Consider the following 14682-nt stretch of genomic DNA (forward strand, 5'->3'; position numbering starts at 1 on the left):
CTGGACTCTGCCCGTAGATGCTGACGATCTTCCCTCGGCAGCCGGGAGAACCGCATGACGACGAAGGACAGGATCCTCGAGATGATGAGGATCACAGGTGAGATGGCCGGAGCTCTCGCGGACGTTGCAATGCCGGCACTCGCCGCACCGCACCTGCTCCTTGAGGAGGCAGAGGCCTTCATCGACATTTCGGCGCGGTTCCTTGCCGGCGTCGAACATCTCGGGCGTGCCGTCGAGGAGGCTCAGCTAGACAATGGTCTGGACCCGGCGCTGGTCGAAGCGGCTGCCGAGTTCACTGATCGTTCAAGGTGGCTCGGCACCACGGTTCAGACGCATGCCATCTTTCAGGTGAAGCGCCTCGGCGGCAACGCGAACCGTGTTCTTTACGAGGCGCAGAAGGACCACGGGTAGGCTGAGAAGGCATGCCTCCGCCGCCCGAGCGTTTCATCTGTCGCAGGAACTCGTCATGTCTGTCTCTTCCGGTGAGGCAGGAAGGTGGTAGACGAGGCCAATCCATACCACTCCCCGACTAATTGTCGGGTGGACACTCCGCTCTGGGGCAGCCACATTTCACATCCGTAAGACTTGGACAAAGCGAACTGATGTGCACTAACGACTCTATTCTTCAGAAGATGAAAACAGTTTCTGACGAGGCAGACGCGCTGCTTCGCCTTGTTCCTACGGGACTGGCATCACCCAATCTGACTAAAGAACGAACCGAGATCCTTTTGGAGGTCTGCACGATATTCCTGATCAACGTGGATCAGCTGCGCGGCGACATCTCGCGCGGTGCCGAAGCCAAAATCGTGGATTGTGCACTGCTGAAAGGTGCCAGAGATTTCGCCGAGACGTCTCTTCTCCTTGGCCAGTCGATGCAAGCACGGGTCCTTGAGAGACTTGATGGCATCGGTACCGAACACCACCGCGCGACGAAAAGGATACGTTCTTGTTAAATCAGCCGCGGGCTGAAAACGATCACTGCACTTGCCTCGCGATTACCCGCCGGAGCGCTTCATCTGCCGCAGGAGCTCGTTGGTCTCCCGCTGGGCGCCCTTCACCTCGTCAAGGGATCGGGACAGCATGTCGAACTTGACGTCTTGCCGGGTGGTCGTGGTCTCCAGCACGCGCACGCGCGCCTCGATCGACGAGGTGAGGTTGCGATCCCCGGCGATCGTCTGCTCGGTCCGGTTCAGCGCGGCGGTCAGGTTCTCGGTGGCACCCTGAAGCCGGGCGATTGTGGACCCGCCGAACCAGACGAGCCCCACGATGGCAACAAGCATGGACCAGGCGAGGGGCTTGTTCAGGGTAATCCCTCGGTCTGAATTTTCGATCATCGGCCTGTTCATCCTTTCAGCCTCCGGTGTGGTCGGTTCATGCTGCGCGGCTGCAGCGGGCGAGCTTGGCAGCCCGAAATCGTTCATCGTTGCGGTCCCTGTGCTCGATCTGAGAATTGCTGCGGTCGGACGTCCTGTGCATCAACATGCGTATTGCCAGAATCAACTCTGGGGTGTTCATCTCGATCAGCACCGGACCGGGCAGGTCCCCAAGCTCGTCTTGTTCGGTCAGGCCGCGCGCGCTGTTTTAGGCACATCCCGCGCGCGGCCGCCCCGAAAGCTTTCACCTCAATGCAACCCTGTTGCGCGAATCAAGCGCAGCATGCTCAGCTGGTCTGGACCCGATGCGGCACGCCCTGGACAGCATGCGTCATCTGGTCAGGCCGCGTGCGGGAGGGATCCCCGGCACGCGGCCGCTCCTCCTCCGAAATGGCTACCTGCTCGCCCGACCTTCGTTTGATACGATGGTCGCGGCCACTGGGCATCCCATGGTTCCCATGCGGCCGGGCCGCGCGCATCCCTTCGGCACTTTAGCGCGCGGCCGCCTTAAAAGCCTTCACCTCGCATGCGGCTTTTCGTATGGTCGCCACAGCCATCCCGTTATCCCCAAGATCTCGATTGGTTAGGCCGCGCGCGGAAACCCTAGACGCGCGCGGCCGTCCCCACCAAAGCGTATACCTCGGGTGCGGCTTTCCATAAGGCCGCCGAAGCCGTCCGTCATCCGGCCTACTTCGGGCGGTCAGGCCGCGTGCAATCGTCCCAGAGGGCGCGCGGTCGTCTTAGCCCTTGCATGAGCCCCAAATGGGTCTAGCGTTACCACCAGCCATCAAGACGCATTGAGCTTGGTCGAAGTGGTTAGACCGCCGAGTTGCATGCACGGCCTCTTGGCGGCCGCTTCTTACGCCTCGATCGCCATCGCTGCCGTGAACAGGGTGTCCACCTCCGCATCGTCCAATCCCAGCAGCCAGGCGAAGAAGGCGATGTTCTGGCTGTTGCGGAGCCAGACGCTCGCGCCGTCGATGATGGCCCGCTCGGCGAAGGTGGTGGTCGGCTCGTCGCGATAGGCCAAAACGGAACCCCAGCGAGCTTCGCCGAGAGCGAGGATGCCCTGCATGCGGGAGCAGGTCATGGCGGCGCGGCGGGCGGCCAGATCTGCTGCGGCCTTCTGTTCGGCCGTGATCAGCTGCGAGAGATCAATCTGCATCGGAGATCTCCAGCTCATAAGCGGGCAGCGCGACCGGCCCGTCCTCGACGAGGACCAGCGGCTCGGGAAAGAGCGTCTCCTGGGGCGCCTGCGCCCCGTGCGGCAGGATCAGGGTTAGATGCATGACGCCCCCGATCCGGTCGATGCCGGACGCCAGCCAGTCGCAGGGCACGGCAGCGCGCGGGAGGGTCGCCCCGTCCGGGATCCCCGAGAGGTCATAGGCCTCGCCGTTGATGGTCAGCACGTCGCCTTCGCGGTGCAGGGTCAGCCGGTCGTCGCGGCGTTGGGGGTGGAGTGTGATGTGCATGAGGAACCTCAGGACCAGCGGCCGATGGCGATGACGGACAGGAGAGCGTTGCGGGCGGTGGCATCGTTGGCGGCGCGCATGGCTGCCACCGAATTCCAGCCACTGTTCGAGGGCGGCAGCGCCGGGAGGAGCAGCAGGGCCCGCGATTGCGGGTTCACGACGGAATCCCCGGCGAGCCGGAGGCTATGGGTTACTGTGGGCGCGCCGCTAAACGATGCGGGCCAGGTCAGGCTAATCGAAGGGGTGCGGTAGGGATCGGAGAACGTGCCGGCGCCCGCGCTGATCGTGGACCCGAGATCGACGTCCGTCATGTGGCAGATCTGGGTCCCGTCAGGAAACCGCGTCCCCATTGCGCCGAGCCGCGCACCGTCACCTCCCGGCTGGGATGCTCAGGCGACAGAACCTCGTGGATCCGGCGCAGGAACGGAAAACGGTCGATCCGGAACTTGCCCGGAAACGGCGAGCGCTCGTCGAACTCGATGTTCTCCTCGCACCACCGGGTGATGTCGGGCGGCGGCAGCATCGCGGCGGCGATGCCTCTCAGCACCGCAGCTTCTGCCGACGACAAAAAGCCCATCAGACATCTGTCTCATGTTCAGCCGCCGAGAGCGCGACGCCGGCAGCCTCAGCCGCCAGCCCTTCCGACTGACGCGCGCGGTGAGCCCGCCACTCGGCCACGAGGATCTGCCGGGCCTCGCGGTAGTCGACACCCAGCCGATCGGCGATCGCCCGGGCCCCATCCCGCAGCACGGCTTCGAACTGGCCCATCTCCCTTGCGATCAACTTGCCCGCGCTGCGCTCGACCTCCTCGGCCAGCACCCAACGGCCCTCGTCACGCTCGTTGTCCCGGCGCTTCCGGCGCGCATCCTCTTCGGCGTTCTGAATGCGCGCGAGCTCGTAGCGATCCGGGTCCCGCGGCTCCAGCATCGTATCCGACCGCGCCACCTTCGGCTTTGCGGCCTGACGATCCGCCGGCGCTTCCTGCTCGTCCTCGGGGCTGAGCTTTTTCAGTACCGCCTTGGTCTCCGCACCGTTCCCCAGCATCTGCCCCGGATCGAGGCCGCGCTCCAGCGCCTTCTTCACAAGATCCAGATCGAAGAGCCGCTGACGCCCGTCGCCGACATAGCAGCCCGCCAAAACACCTTCGCGCACATATTGCGACACGCGCGCCTTCGACACGCCGAGGCGCTGAGCCAGCGTCGTGGCGTTCATCTGCACATCCGCCTCCGGTTCAGTGGTAAAGGACCGCCGGCTTTGTTAAGCTGCGGTTGGTTAAGGCTTTCCGCCAAGTTAAGCGCGGCAAAACTATCGGGGAGCGAATTACCCGCGTGGCAGGATCGGCCCGGAAGGACCCGGGGCCCCTACCCGCTCGATCCGAACCGCTTCTCGATCATCTTGCCGAGCGTCCGGGCCAGATGCCCCGGCAGCTTCTCGTGCCAGACCTGCGCGGCGCCGTCGAAGAAGCCGAGCCTTTGCTGATAGACCGGCACCACCGGGGACAGCACCGCGATGATGCCGATCTGGCCGCTGGCCTCGCGCTTGTAGATCGCGGGGGTGAGCCCGCTCTTCGGCACGAAGTACGTGGCGCGCTTCCGGTTGCGGCGCTTCGACATTACCGTCGTGTTCGCCGCCCTGTCGCCCTGAGCCTGCAGCCCCGACAGCACCTGGTTGCGCTCGCCCCTCGACCAGTTCCCGTAGGCGTCGAGGCGGGCATTGTCCGCCGGGATGATCGATTGGATCACCCCCTCGAACGCGAGACTGCGCGACAGCAGACGCTCGAACCCGGTCTGCCCGCGCGGCCCGCCCTCCTCCTGCACCTTCAGGTAGTGGCGCGGCGCGACCGACGGCCGTTCCTGCACCGCGGCCTCAAGGGTGTTACCCCTCGCCCTGACCACCATGAAGGCGTTCTGCGTGAAGCGCGTCGGCCGGTCGAAGACCACCTTCATCCGGTCCTGCACATGCGTCAGCACATCGGCAGCGGTGTCGTTCAGCGCCCAGGTTGCCGCGATCCGCGCGTCGCGGGCGGCAAGCTCCATCGCACCTTGGAAGGCTTGGGTGTCGAGGCCGAACGATATGCTCATGCCGCCCCCCGGAATGCCGAACGCCCGCAAGGCGCTAAGCCTGCGGGCGTTCCGGTGCGTCGGGGCAGGCTTCCCGCCCACTCCTCCGATAATGCCCAGATGCCTCGGAATTCTGGACCTGTCAAGTGGTGAGGGGATTTGCCTAGCCAACGCTTCAATCTCGGCAGCACAGACACTCATCGGATCCGCCGGGCCAGCCGGTCAATCGTAGCTATACCCAAGCTCCTTCAGCCGCTTCATCGAGTTGCTGACCTCCTTTTCCGAGAAAAGCGCTCGCCATTTGGGATCGACGACCAGAGCTTCAACCGTCAGATCCAAGCGTTCAAGTTCCCAGAGCTTCGTGAAACCAGTCGTTCTGCGATTGATCAGTTGCTTGGCTGCTCCGACACCACCGAGGTCACGGACCATCTTCTCAAAAACAGGCGATCGGTATCCCATATCGCCTGACTCGGAGTAGTTTTGCCGCAATGCCTTCTCAAACTCCTCGGGTGAGGGCTGCGTGCGTTGATCCTTAATCGCCTTCATTACCTCGGAGAACTCGAAAACCGCTCCTGAAGCGCTGCCCGTTCGTGACGCCTGTCGGCTTCCGAACTCCGCCAAGATCGCCACCTCGCTGGCGTTTAAAGTGAAGCTGCCAACTCCCGGAACTGCAATCTCTCGAATTTTCTGGACGACACGAAGATCCCTACCCTCTGCGTCGCCCTCAGTGGCTCGCCAAATCTTGCCATACTTAGGACTGGATCCGCCAAGCTTGTAATCGATCACATAGTCACCCGGCGCGATGCGGTTATTCCAGCCCTCGTATGCAGATGTATTCTTACTGAAGCTGCCTCCAGTAATCTTCTCATCGAGCCAGGCCACACTGCCTTCAGACAGATCCTCCGCCCAGTATGCAACTTTCGTCTTTTTCCAGACCGCGCGGTCTGGCGCACGCTCATATGCTTCGAACAAGCTCGCAGCAAGCTTTTGGCCTGTCGGGATCATTCGATTTCTGGAAGCCCAAAGAGATTCGGCCCGTTCAAGGTCGCCAGCCTCGACGACGTACCCGTTTTCAAACAGCTCACGAAACAGCGTGTCGATTTCTCCAAGCAGTGCCGAATCCAAAATGCTGACATTCGCCTCATGCCATCCACTTGCCACAGCGCCTTCTAGCGCCAAGCCATTTGCAGAAGCATTTGAGGAACCGATCACGGCCCCCTTTGCAGTCCAGTAGATTTTTGCATGCAGAGATGGATGTGACCTAAGAGTAAGGCCCGGTATGGCCATCATCTCGCGTAACTCCGATGGGTTACACGCGCCCGAGTCGAGGTTACAAAGAACCTCTAGGGTCAAACCCGGCCTGTCGAGGCCGAGCCGTTTTATTGCACCACGCCCCCAGAACGCGACAGCGAGCTTCGCATGCGTGGCATTGTCGATTAGATACTTTAACTCGCTTAGAGCGGATATTTCATTAAGAAGTTTCATACGGTCAGCAATGGGCTGCGGCGACTGCCCTGTCAATGACGTGTAGCCGCTGCCTCATGTCAACGCCTCCAGCCCCCGCTGCAACCGGTCCAGATGCCGCGCCTCGCCCTTTCCGTTCAGACACCCCGGCATGCTGCGCAGCGACTGGTCTTCCAGCACCACATGCCGGATCACTGGGCGGGCGAAGGCGGGCACCCTCCTCCACATGGCGAAGAACTTGCGGCGGGCGTCGACGCGCTCGACCTCCGGATCGCGCTCGCCGCGGCAATTGTCGACGCGGATGATCGCCGCCAGCGGGTCGCGGGCCGGGCGGCCCTCGGCGGCCTCGAAGAGCTCGATCGCGATGTTGGCCTGAGCGTCGGTCAGGTTACCCCTGCGATGGTAGCGCCCGATCCAAGTCTCGCGCCGGGTGCGGATCACGCCGTTCGGGTTGGAGGCTTTGCCGGTCTTGGGGTCGATCGTTGTCACCGGCTCGATCACCTTGCCGGCGATCTGGCGCGGGGTCAGCGGGCCGAGATCCCATGGCGCGGCGCTCAGCGTTACCAGAGCCAGCTTAGCTGCCCGGTTATTTTTCTTCTTCGTCATCGTGCGCCTCTTCAATGCATTCCCGTCTACATGCACTTCCACCGGATGTGTCATGCCGCCCGCCCCTTCTCGCCCTGTGCCCGCTTGTCCTGCTCCGCCGAGACGATCTCGCGACCGCGCCGAAGATCATCCTCATAGGCGAGCAGGAAAGCCCGATCCTCTGGAGACGCGCTCTCACGCTCGATGCGCCCCCTGATCAGGTTCATCGCGCGCTGGTTCGCTTCGGCATCCTCGCGGATCTTGCGCTTGTCCATCACCATCGGCGGACGACCATGCGCGCGCAGGAAGCGCAGCAGCTCGACCAGATAGCCGCCGAGCTCGGCCTGCGGCCCTTCGATCGAGGCGAGCCAGCTGGTGACGATCCGGGCCTCCGTCACAGGCCGCTCCTGCAGCCCGCGCGCCAGACCGCGGATCACGACCTCGGACGGGCAGACGTTGCGCTTCGTCCCCTCGGCATGATCCAGCACCAGCTCGGCCAGCGTGATCAGGTTCTCCCGGCCCATGTAGGACAGGAAGTCCGCGAGCTTCGCCATCATCTCGGCAAACCCCGCCTCCGGCATGCCCTTCGGCCTGACCAGCCCCGCGTCTGTCAGGCGCTGCACGAAGCACTCGCGCGCCCTCGCCCTGCCTTCCTTGCCGCTGTCGGCATCGTCATGCTCCACGCTCATCCTGTCGCCCCTTTCCCAAGCCAACCCCGGTTTCCGTCCGCGCCGCGCCTCCCCTTGCAGGAAGGATGTTCTGTCAGGTTCTGTATGGTCTTGTCCTGTAGGGCAATTTCACCGAGAGACCTGAAAACGCAGGTGAAAACACCTGCAATCCTTGCTGAAATCCGGTGAAATCATTTCACCTGATTGCAGCGCATTTCACTTCGATTGCACCACCCGAGGCACGCCCGCCGCAACCTCCAGAGCAGCACGGACATTGTCATCGGTGATGTAGAGACCATGCTCCGAGAGCCATGCGGTGATCGCGGTCAGCACCGTGCCATTCTCCGCCATCCGGCTGTTGCCCATGTCCACCAGCTTCTTCTTCACCCGTGTCCGTGCCAGCGCCAGCGCAGCGGCATCGCGTGACTGCTCGCGCCCGCGCTTTCGCTTGAACATGTCGACGGCGATCTTCTCGATCATGCGGTGACCGAGCCGCCGCTCGTCGCCAGCAGGCGCCTCACCTTCGACATGCACCACTGACCAGCCGTAGAGCGCACCTGCCCGAGCCTCGGCCCAGCCATCCAGGTCGGAGCCGTAGCCGGCGAGCCGCGCCAGCGTCAGATCATCGTCGGGCAGCGTGCCGGCAGGATCCTGGCGGAAGGCCTCGCACCACAGGATCACGGCGGTGCCGATGTCGGCCCGCCTGCCCTGCGCCAGCGCCCGCGCCACGAAACGCGAGGTGAGCAGCCTGTTGATGTAGAGCGGCACCCAATCGTGGTTCGAAAGCGTGTCGCCCCAGTGCAGCGGGTAGACCCAGAAGTCCTCGAGGATCTCGCTCATGCAGCATCCCTCCGCCGCTTCGCCGGCCCCTGGAGGCCGTCCATGAAGGGGGCCGTCATGCCGCCACCTTCCAGCGCCCGCCGCTGGGCCGATCGATCATCTCGCAGGTCCACATTGCCTTGCGCGTCTCGGCCGCGGCCGCGGCCATTTCCGCCACCACTTGCTGCCGACGAAACTCGGCGACGCTGATCGAGCTGTGGCGGTTGATGTTCCGTTTCTTCAAGCCGAGCCGCGCCGCGCCCTGCAGGATGGTGTTGTGGCGGACGCCGTAGAACTCGACCAAGGCCGCGAGGCCGACCCCCGCGCGCCACATGTCCGCAAAGTCGGCACAGGGTTTCCAGGTCAGGTGCTCGTTGTGGCCCCGCGGGCGGGGGCCAAGACGCCGGGCTGCGGCGCGCTGCTGGACGCACTGGTAACTCAGACCCATGCGCTCTGCGATCTGCTGGAGGGTCAGGCTCCTGTCGAGCCAGAGCTTGCGAAACTCGGCTGTCGTCACGGCTGCACCCCGGAAAAGGCTGGGGGTGGCGTCCTGCTCACAGCAACGCCCCCAAGGCCACGCCGAGCCAGAAGACCAGCGTGAGGGCGAACGCGACCGCGGCGCCCCGCGGCTCGGGATCGGCAACGAAAGGGTCAGGGACAGGTACCGAACGGCTCACGCGCGTCTCCTCTCAATTTCCTTGGCCAAAAACTTTTGCCAGCCGGTCAGGCGCTCGGCGGCGATGCGGAGGGCAACGCCCCCGCTCGTCAGCGCCAGGATGAGCAGCGTGACCGCTGCCCAGGCGGGATAGAGCATCAGCAGCCGCATCAACCCCGCCCCTCGAGAAAGTCGGTGAACCTGCGTCCGGCCAGCGCCACGACGTCGCCGCTCGGGCGGTTCGCGCCTTGCCACCAGTTGACGGCGGTCTGGTAGCGGACGCCGTAGCAGACCGCGACCTCCTCAGGGCTCCGGTAGTTCGCCCGCAAGAACTCGGCCCAGAGGTCGGCGAAGCGCGCGCGAAAACAGCGCGGGTCAAAAACTTTGGTATGGGACATTTGCGTCTCTCCTGAGCCATCATGTGCTTGTGAGGACGCATGACGATCAGAGAGAGGATGGTGCAGCGGGGCGGTCATTCGGCCGCCTCGCTCGCTTGAGGAGGGTTATCTGCCATGAACGCGCGGATCTTATCAGCCGTACCCATCGAGCATTCAGCCCTGCGGGCCTCCCACTTGCGCCATGCGCTTCCGCTAAGGCCTGCTGCCTTCTGCAGCACCGTCGAAGGGCTAATTCCTCGCGCCGCAGCATACTCTTGAATTTCGGTGATGAGCTGGTCCATGAACGGCAACGTAGGTTTTTCATCCTACACCGTCAACGGTTTTCTATCCGATTGAAGCGGGGTCTGCCCTATAGGACAATTTTCCTATGCAAGACTTCGTCGACATCCTGATCAAACGGATCGAATCCGACCCTAACCTGACCGAAGCTGGGCTCGCGAAGCGCGCCGGCTTGGACAACAGCACCATCCGGCAGATGATCAAGCATCGACGGAGCCCACGGATCGACACGGCGCTGAAGATTTGCCGCGCTCTCGGCGAGACGATCGAGGATTTCATGTCTGTGGGCCGAGATCCTGCAATTTCAGAAATACTGTTTCTTCTCGAGCAACTAACGCCGGAAGAGCGGCGCCTTCTGCAAGCTGCAGCACAAGGGATGCGCGCTCAGCGCTCGGCGGAAGAGCGGTAATAAGCCTCAGAGCAGCCAGCACGTCCCTGACACAATCAGTTGCTGACCCACCAGCCATACCCACCCCCGAAGTTCTCATTTCGTTCACATTAGGGGGCAACCTGCCTGATGGTCAACCTGCCCGCGCGCGGTACGGTTGCCCCATTGTCGCGATCAGTGAGCGATGGCTGAGGCCGCTCCAGCTCCCAGATCTTAGCCTGGCGAAGTCGCCCGTGAAGCATGCCTAGGTTTTTCATCCTACATATAGCTTGACGTAGGTTTTTCATCCTATATGTTTTGTGCCATCGGAAGCCGTTTCTGGCGCCAACTTCGATGGAGACCGCATGATGACCGCCGCCATACATGTTCTACCTGACAATGGCTTTGCTCTCGCGCGGGCCACACTTCGCTCCGACGACGCCACCCGTGAGCACATCGCGGCTAGCTGCGATGTGCTAGCCGCCTCGCACCGCTGGGAGGATATCGAGTTGGTGCGCCAAAAGCGCAACGTGCTCTGGTCGACACCCGACATCGAGACTCGCAGTTATCCGCCTTTGACGGTGGCCGAGTGTGAAGCGGTCGGCACGATCATCGCAGCTGACAACCGGCGCCGCCGCGCAGCATCCGTCTGGCCCACAAACACGTCAATCTCACGCCCAACCATGACACCGCGCCGCCATGCGGATCTGACCGGCTTCCTCGCGGGCGCCGTGGTCCTGATGCTGACCCTGTTCCTCGTGACCGCTGCCGGATCGCACGTCCAGGACCGCGCGGCGGAGACCGTCGCGCAGGGCATGGCAATGCGCGGGATGTGACGCGGCCCTAACCCGTCTCTCGAAAGGAACCCGATGAACGCCGTCCCCTCCCTCCACACTCCATCGCGCGAAAGGAAGCCCATGGCTGGCGCTGAACTGAACTTCCTCGAATTCATCCAGAGCTTCCGCCGCGGCGAATTGCTGGCCGAGGGCGACAGTCTGCTCAACGAGCTGGTCGACGCGGTGAAGCTCACCGGCGGCAAGGGCGCCATCACGTTGGTGCTTCCGCTGGCCATGAACAAGGCGGGGCAGCTCGAATGCCAGCCTACCATGACGGTGAAGAAGCCGCGCCGCGCGATCGGCACCGGCATCTATTACGCGACCGACGATGGCCGCCTGAGCCGCCGCGATCCGAACCAGCACGAGATGTTCGACGAACTCGGCAACCGCCGGGACCGCGACGGCTGACCTCTTCAACAACCGGAGTGACCCATGAAATCCCCGACACCCTCGACGAACCCCGCAGCGCCGCCCGGCGTTCTTGAACTGGCGGTGGACCCGCGCGGCGCCCTTGACGCCGCAATCGACGGCGCGCGCCTCGCAAGCCCGGTGATCGTCGGCATCGACGGCCGCAACCACGTCATGCTGCCCAACGGCTACCAGCTGAAGGACATCACCGACCCGCACCGCGTGCCGCCGCGCCCCATGCAGCGCGTCACCGTCGACGATCGCGCCTCGCTCACCGCCTATGCCAACCGCTTCCGCACCGAGGCCTCGCTGATCGTCGCCGACTATGACGCCGGCACCATCTCCGTGCATGTCGACTGGCACCCGCACAACGAGCACGAGGACCATGGCTTCGCAGGACCGCTGAACCACACCTGCACGCTGAAGATCCTGCCGTCCGAGGAGTTCACGCGCTGGAACGCCGTCGAGGGCAAGATGCACAGCCAGGCCGAGTTCGCCGCCTTCCTCGAGGAGAACGCGATCGACATAGCCTTCCCGGAGGCCGCGACCATGGTGGAGATCAGCCGCGATCTGGAGGCGACACAGGGACTGTCCTTCAAGAGCAGCACCCGCCTCGAAACCGGCGACCGGTCCTTCCGCTTTGAAACGGAGGCGCGGGTCGAAAACAACGTGGTCGTGCCGCGCGAGTTCATGCTGAACATCCCGCTCTTCAACGGCGAACGCCCTGTGGAGTTGAAGGCGGCCTTCCGCTTCCGCCCCACCGGCGCCGGGCTGCAGCTCGGCTTTGAGTGGCGCCGCGTCGAATACCAGCGCCGCGCCTACTTCGCCGAGATCGCCACGCTCGCATCCGACGAAACCGGCCTGCCGGTGATCATGGGCCGCGCCCACTGACGGCACCCCGGGCGCGGCGGGGCCCCCGCGCAACCTCCCCGTTGGAAACTACCCCGGCCAGCGCGCCGGGGGCTTTTCCCGCCCCATGACCCTTCGGACGCGGGCCCTTCGCGGGCTGGCATCCCGAGAGCCACAGGAGACATCGATGTTTCACGCCACCCCCACCCCGCTCGACCGCGCCGACGAGGCCCTGCAGCAGCTCGCCGCTGCCTGGCGCGCACAATCCGCGACCAGTGAAGGCGGTGCAGCATGACAGCGGTCCGCACCTCGCCGCCCCAGTTGCGCGACCAGCTGGAGATCGCGCACGTGCTGGCCAAGGCGTACATCGCCTTCGTCGTGATCCCTGCGGCGAGCGAAGAGGCACAGGTGCTGCTCCTGCTCCAGCAGGGTCAGGCTCTGGAGGGGCTAGCGCAGGCGGCTGAGCGCGAGCAGATGCCATGCGCCACCACATGACCCGCCCTGCCCTCCTATGCGTCATATTGGCCGCCTGTGGCCCGCACGCAGCCTGTCATGGCTCGGAGCATGGCAGTGTCCGCACGGCGGCTCCGACCGCGCCGGAATGGCCGTGGTCGACGCGCCCGCCGCGCACTGCAACGGCTGCCTCGGCCAGTGCGACCAGCCGGGCGCTGAGGACGTCCAAGATGGCCGACAGGAGCCAATGCGGGACTTGGCACACGCAGAAGAGAGCCGCATGACATGAAAAACAAGATGTCCGACCTGAACAACCACCTCTTCGCCCAGCTGGAGCGGCTCGCGGATGAAAACCTGACGCCCGAGCAGATTGAGCAGGAGGTGAAGCGCGCCGACGCCATTGTCTCAGTGGCCGACCAGGTCACGAAGAACGCCGAGCTGCAACTCAAGGCGGCCAAGCTCTACGCCGACCACGGGGCCCAGGTGCTGCCCATGCTGCCGCAGCTCGGGGGCAAGGCAGAATGAAGGGCCGCGCGATCCACTATGATCCCGAGGAGCTGGCTTGGATCGAGCGCAACAAGGATCTGGCTCGGAACCAAATGCACAAGCGTTTCTGCTTCCTCTTCCAGCGGCAGGATGTCACGGAGGAAAACCTGAAACGCCTGTGCGGCCGCAGGGGATGGAGCAACGGCCAGACCGGCCGCTTCGTGAAGGGGCAGACCCCGCCGAACAAGGGCAAGAAGATGGCCTACCACCCGAACAGCGCGGCCACCCGGTTCAAGAAGGGACAGCGTCCGGTGAACAAGCTGGACGTCGGCGAAGAGTCGATCGACCGGGATGGCTACGTCAAGATCTGCGTTGCGGAGCCAAACCCTTGGACGGGAGCGCCGACGCACATGGCATTCAAACATCGCTGGCTCTGGGAGCAGGCGAATGGACCTGTGCCGGCAGGGCACGTCCTGAAGTGCCTGAGCGCCGACAAGACCAACACGGATCCATCGAACTGGGAACCGATCCCGCAAGCGATGCTGCCCAGGCTGAATGGCCGTTTCGGTCGAGACTATGACGCTGCCCTGCCCGAGCTGAAGCCCACGATCATGGCCATCGCGAAGCTCGAGCACCGGGCTAGGGCAGCGAGAAAAGGCACGGCATGACCCAGAACCGATCCTCCGCCGTGATGCAGCAGCGGTCCGAGCCGCACGACAGCCTCGACGATTTTCCGACGCCGCCTTGGGCGACGCGGGCGCTGCTCCAGCATATCTTCGGCAGCCAGATGACCAGCCACCTGACCTGTCGCGAGCCAGCGGCGAACCGCGGGCACATGGTGCGCCCGCTGACCGAGTGCTTCGGTCGCGTCGAAGGTTCCGACATCTTCGACTATGGCGCGGGTTTCACCCAGCGCGACTATCTCTTCGGGCCGAACCCCAAGCCGGTCGACTGGACGATCACCAATCCGCCTTTCCGCCTAGCAGAGCGGTTCATCGAGCGTGCGCGAGCGACCAGCACGCACGGTGTCGCCGTGATCGTGCGGAGCGCCTTCCTTGAGGGCGTCGGGCGCTACCGAGACCTCTTCAGCAAGACGCCACCGACGTCGGTGCTGCAGTTCTCGGAGCGCGTCGTGATGCACAAGGGAGAGCTTTCCGCAAGGGGCAGCACCGCAACGGCCTACTGCTGGTTAGTCTGGGATATGCGGGCCAACGCACCCGGGACACGCTTCGAGTGGATCCCGCCCTGCCGCAAGAGGCTGGAGCGGGCGAGCGATTATGAGGTGGCAGCATGACCGCCCTCGCCGTCACCATCGCGCCCGGTGCCAGCTCCGTTCACATGGCTAAGGCCACTTGGTCGCAGACGATCCCGGCGAGCGCCCTGCCCGACTGGATCAGTCTCTACGCCCGCCTGCGGGACCTAGAGCATGGGCGCTACCGCCAGTTTTTTGAGGACGACGCGTGAGCGGTGGAAGCGGCGCATCGCGAGATCAGGAGGAAGAAGGACGCAC

General features: G+C 64.0%; 27 protein-coding genes. 11 read left to right on the plus strand and 16 right to left on the minus strand.

Features of this window, described 5'->3' with window-relative positions:
• The first annotated feature begins 54 nt into the window (after positions 1–54).
• Positions 55–411: a hypothetical protein gene (locus AC3A5Z_RS10530; RefSeq protein WP_487519301.1), complete on the plus strand. Its 357-nt coding sequence runs from the start codon at positions 55–57 to the stop codon at positions 409–411.
• A 191-nt stretch (positions 412–602) separates the two neighbouring features.
• Positions 603–953 (plus strand): hypothetical protein, encoded by a 351-nt coding sequence (locus tag AC3A5Z_RS10535; protein ID WP_487519302.1) that lies wholly within the window; start codon positions 603–605, stop codon positions 951–953.
• A gap of 42 nt (positions 954–995) precedes the next feature.
• Here the strand turns inward: AC3A5Z_RS10535 and AC3A5Z_RS10540 are convergent, their stop codons facing one another.
• The 16 genes from AC3A5Z_RS10540 to AC3A5Z_RS10615 form a co-directional block, all read right to left on the minus strand.
• A complete protein-coding gene (locus AC3A5Z_RS10540; protein WP_487519303.1) occupies positions 996–1421 on the minus strand; it encodes a hypothetical protein in 426 nt (141 codons plus the stop codon).
• A gap of 811 nt (positions 1422–2232) precedes the next feature.
• Positions 2233–2538, minus strand: coding sequence for a hypothetical protein (locus tag AC3A5Z_RS10545; RefSeq protein ID WP_487519304.1), 306 nt, complete (start codon positions 2536–2538; stop codon positions 2233–2235).
• A complete protein-coding gene (locus tag AC3A5Z_RS10550; RefSeq protein ID WP_487519305.1) occupies positions 2528–2845 on the minus strand; it encodes a hypothetical protein in 318 nt (105 codons plus the stop codon). The genes AC3A5Z_RS10545 and AC3A5Z_RS10550 overlap by 11 nt, the downstream gene beginning before the upstream one ends.
• 8 nt (positions 2846–2853) lie before the next feature.
• Positions 2854–3156 (minus strand): hypothetical protein, encoded by a 303-nt coding sequence (locus AC3A5Z_RS10555; protein WP_487519306.1) that lies wholly within the window; start codon positions 3154–3156, stop codon positions 2854–2856.
• The gene (locus AC3A5Z_RS10560) at positions 3153–3392 is read right to left on the minus strand and encodes a hypothetical protein (RefSeq protein ID WP_487519307.1); all 240 of its coding nucleotides are present in this window, start codon (positions 3390–3392) and stop codon (positions 3153–3155) included. The genes AC3A5Z_RS10555 and AC3A5Z_RS10560 overlap by 4 nt, the downstream gene beginning before the upstream one ends.
• A 29-nt stretch (positions 3393–3421) precedes the next feature.
• Positions 3422–4057, minus strand: coding sequence for a hypothetical protein (locus AC3A5Z_RS10565; RefSeq protein WP_487519308.1), 636 nt, complete (start codon positions 4055–4057; stop codon positions 3422–3424).
• Between the two features lie 149 nt (positions 4058–4206).
• Positions 4207–4926 carry a hypothetical protein gene (locus AC3A5Z_RS10570; protein ID WP_487519309.1) on the minus strand — a complete coding sequence of 240 codons (720 nt, stop codon included), beginning with the start codon at positions 4924–4926 and terminating at the stop codon, positions 4207–4209.
• A gap of 201 nt (positions 4927–5127) precedes the next feature.
• Entirely contained in the window at positions 5128–6195 is a 1068-nt protein-coding gene (locus AC3A5Z_RS10575) for a phospholipase D family protein (protein WP_487519310.1), read from the minus strand.
• Between the two features lie 249 nt (positions 6196–6444).
• The gene (locus AC3A5Z_RS10580) at positions 6445–6975 is read right to left on the minus strand and encodes a hypothetical protein (protein WP_487519311.1); all 531 of its coding nucleotides are present in this window, start codon (positions 6973–6975) and stop codon (positions 6445–6447) included.
• Positions 6976–7025: 50 nt separating this feature from the next.
• The gene (locus AC3A5Z_RS10585; protein ID WP_487519312.1) at positions 7026–7643 is read right to left on the minus strand and encodes a hypothetical protein; all 618 of its coding nucleotides are present in this window, start codon (positions 7641–7643) and stop codon (positions 7026–7028) included.
• A 195-nt stretch (positions 7644–7838) separates the two neighbouring features.
• Entirely contained in the window at positions 7839–8462 is a 624-nt protein-coding gene (locus AC3A5Z_RS10590; protein WP_487519313.1) for a DUF1376 domain-containing protein, read from the minus strand.
• Between the two features lie 55 nt (positions 8463–8517).
• Complete coding sequence (locus AC3A5Z_RS10595) at positions 8518–8958, minus strand: winged helix-turn-helix domain-containing protein (protein WP_487519314.1); 441 nt, start codon at positions 8956–8958, stop codon at positions 8518–8520.
• Positions 8959–8995: 37 nt separating this feature from the next.
• Positions 8996–9118, minus strand: a complete 123-nt coding sequence (locus AC3A5Z_RS10600) for a hypothetical protein (RefSeq protein ID WP_487519316.1) — start codon at positions 9116–9118, stop codon at positions 8996–8998.
• Positions 9115–9267 (minus strand): hypothetical protein, encoded by a 153-nt coding sequence (locus AC3A5Z_RS10605; RefSeq protein WP_487519317.1) that lies wholly within the window; start codon positions 9265–9267, stop codon positions 9115–9117. The genes AC3A5Z_RS10600 and AC3A5Z_RS10605 overlap by 4 nt, the downstream gene beginning before the upstream one ends.
• Entirely contained in the window at positions 9267–9494 is a 228-nt protein-coding gene (locus AC3A5Z_RS10610) for a hypothetical protein (protein WP_487519148.1), read from the minus strand. Before AC3A5Z_RS10610 ends, AC3A5Z_RS10605 begins: the two co-directional genes overlap by 1 nt.
• A gap of 74 nt (positions 9495–9568) precedes the next feature.
• Complete coding sequence (locus AC3A5Z_RS10615) at positions 9569–9775, minus strand: helix-turn-helix domain-containing protein (RefSeq protein WP_487519318.1); 207 nt, start codon at positions 9773–9775, stop codon at positions 9569–9571.
• Positions 9776–9861: 86 nt separating this feature from the next.
• On the opposite strand from AC3A5Z_RS10615, the gene AC3A5Z_RS10620 reads away from it, so the two are divergent.
• From AC3A5Z_RS10620 to AC3A5Z_RS10660, 9 genes are all read left to right on the plus strand, one after another.
• Positions 9862–10182 (plus strand): helix-turn-helix transcriptional regulator, encoded by a 321-nt coding sequence (locus AC3A5Z_RS10620; RefSeq protein ID WP_487519319.1) that lies wholly within the window; start codon positions 9862–9864, stop codon positions 10180–10182.
• A gap of 323 nt (positions 10183–10505) precedes the next feature.
• Complete coding sequence (locus AC3A5Z_RS10625; RefSeq protein ID WP_487519320.1) at positions 10506–10976, plus strand: hypothetical protein; 471 nt, start codon at positions 10506–10508, stop codon at positions 10974–10976.
• Between the two features lie 81 nt (positions 10977–11057).
• Positions 11058–11384 (plus strand): hypothetical protein, encoded by a 327-nt coding sequence (locus tag AC3A5Z_RS10630; protein WP_487519321.1) that lies wholly within the window; start codon positions 11058–11060, stop codon positions 11382–11384.
• A 24-nt stretch (positions 11385–11408) separates the two neighbouring features.
• Positions 11409–12275: a DUF2303 family protein gene (locus tag AC3A5Z_RS10635; RefSeq protein WP_487519322.1), complete on the plus strand. Its 867-nt coding sequence runs from the start codon at positions 11409–11411 to the stop codon at positions 12273–12275.
• A 249-nt stretch (positions 12276–12524) separates the two neighbouring features.
• Entirely contained in the window at positions 12525–12728 is a 204-nt protein-coding gene (locus AC3A5Z_RS10640; RefSeq protein ID WP_487519323.1) for a DUF1382 family protein, read from the plus strand.
• Positions 12729–12971: 243 nt separating this feature from the next.
• Entirely contained in the window at positions 12972–13211 is a 240-nt protein-coding gene (locus tag AC3A5Z_RS10645; protein WP_487519324.1) for a hypothetical protein, read from the plus strand.
• Positions 13208–13840, plus strand: coding sequence for an HNH endonuclease (locus tag AC3A5Z_RS10650; protein WP_487519325.1), 633 nt, complete (start codon positions 13208–13210; stop codon positions 13838–13840). The genes AC3A5Z_RS10645 and AC3A5Z_RS10650 overlap by 4 nt, the downstream gene beginning before the upstream one ends.
• Positions 13837–14466: a hypothetical protein gene (locus AC3A5Z_RS10655; protein WP_487519326.1), complete on the plus strand. Its 630-nt coding sequence runs from the start codon at positions 13837–13839 to the stop codon at positions 14464–14466. Before AC3A5Z_RS10650 ends, AC3A5Z_RS10655 begins: the two co-directional genes overlap by 4 nt.
• The gene (locus AC3A5Z_RS10660) at positions 14463–14636 is read left to right on the plus strand and encodes a hypothetical protein (protein WP_487519327.1); all 174 of its coding nucleotides are present in this window, start codon (positions 14463–14465) and stop codon (positions 14634–14636) included. Before AC3A5Z_RS10655 ends, AC3A5Z_RS10660 begins: the two co-directional genes overlap by 4 nt.
• Positions 14637–14682 lie beyond the last annotated feature (46 nt).

It is taken from the genome of Cereibacter sp. Soil_C_27 (assembly GCF_057657095.1).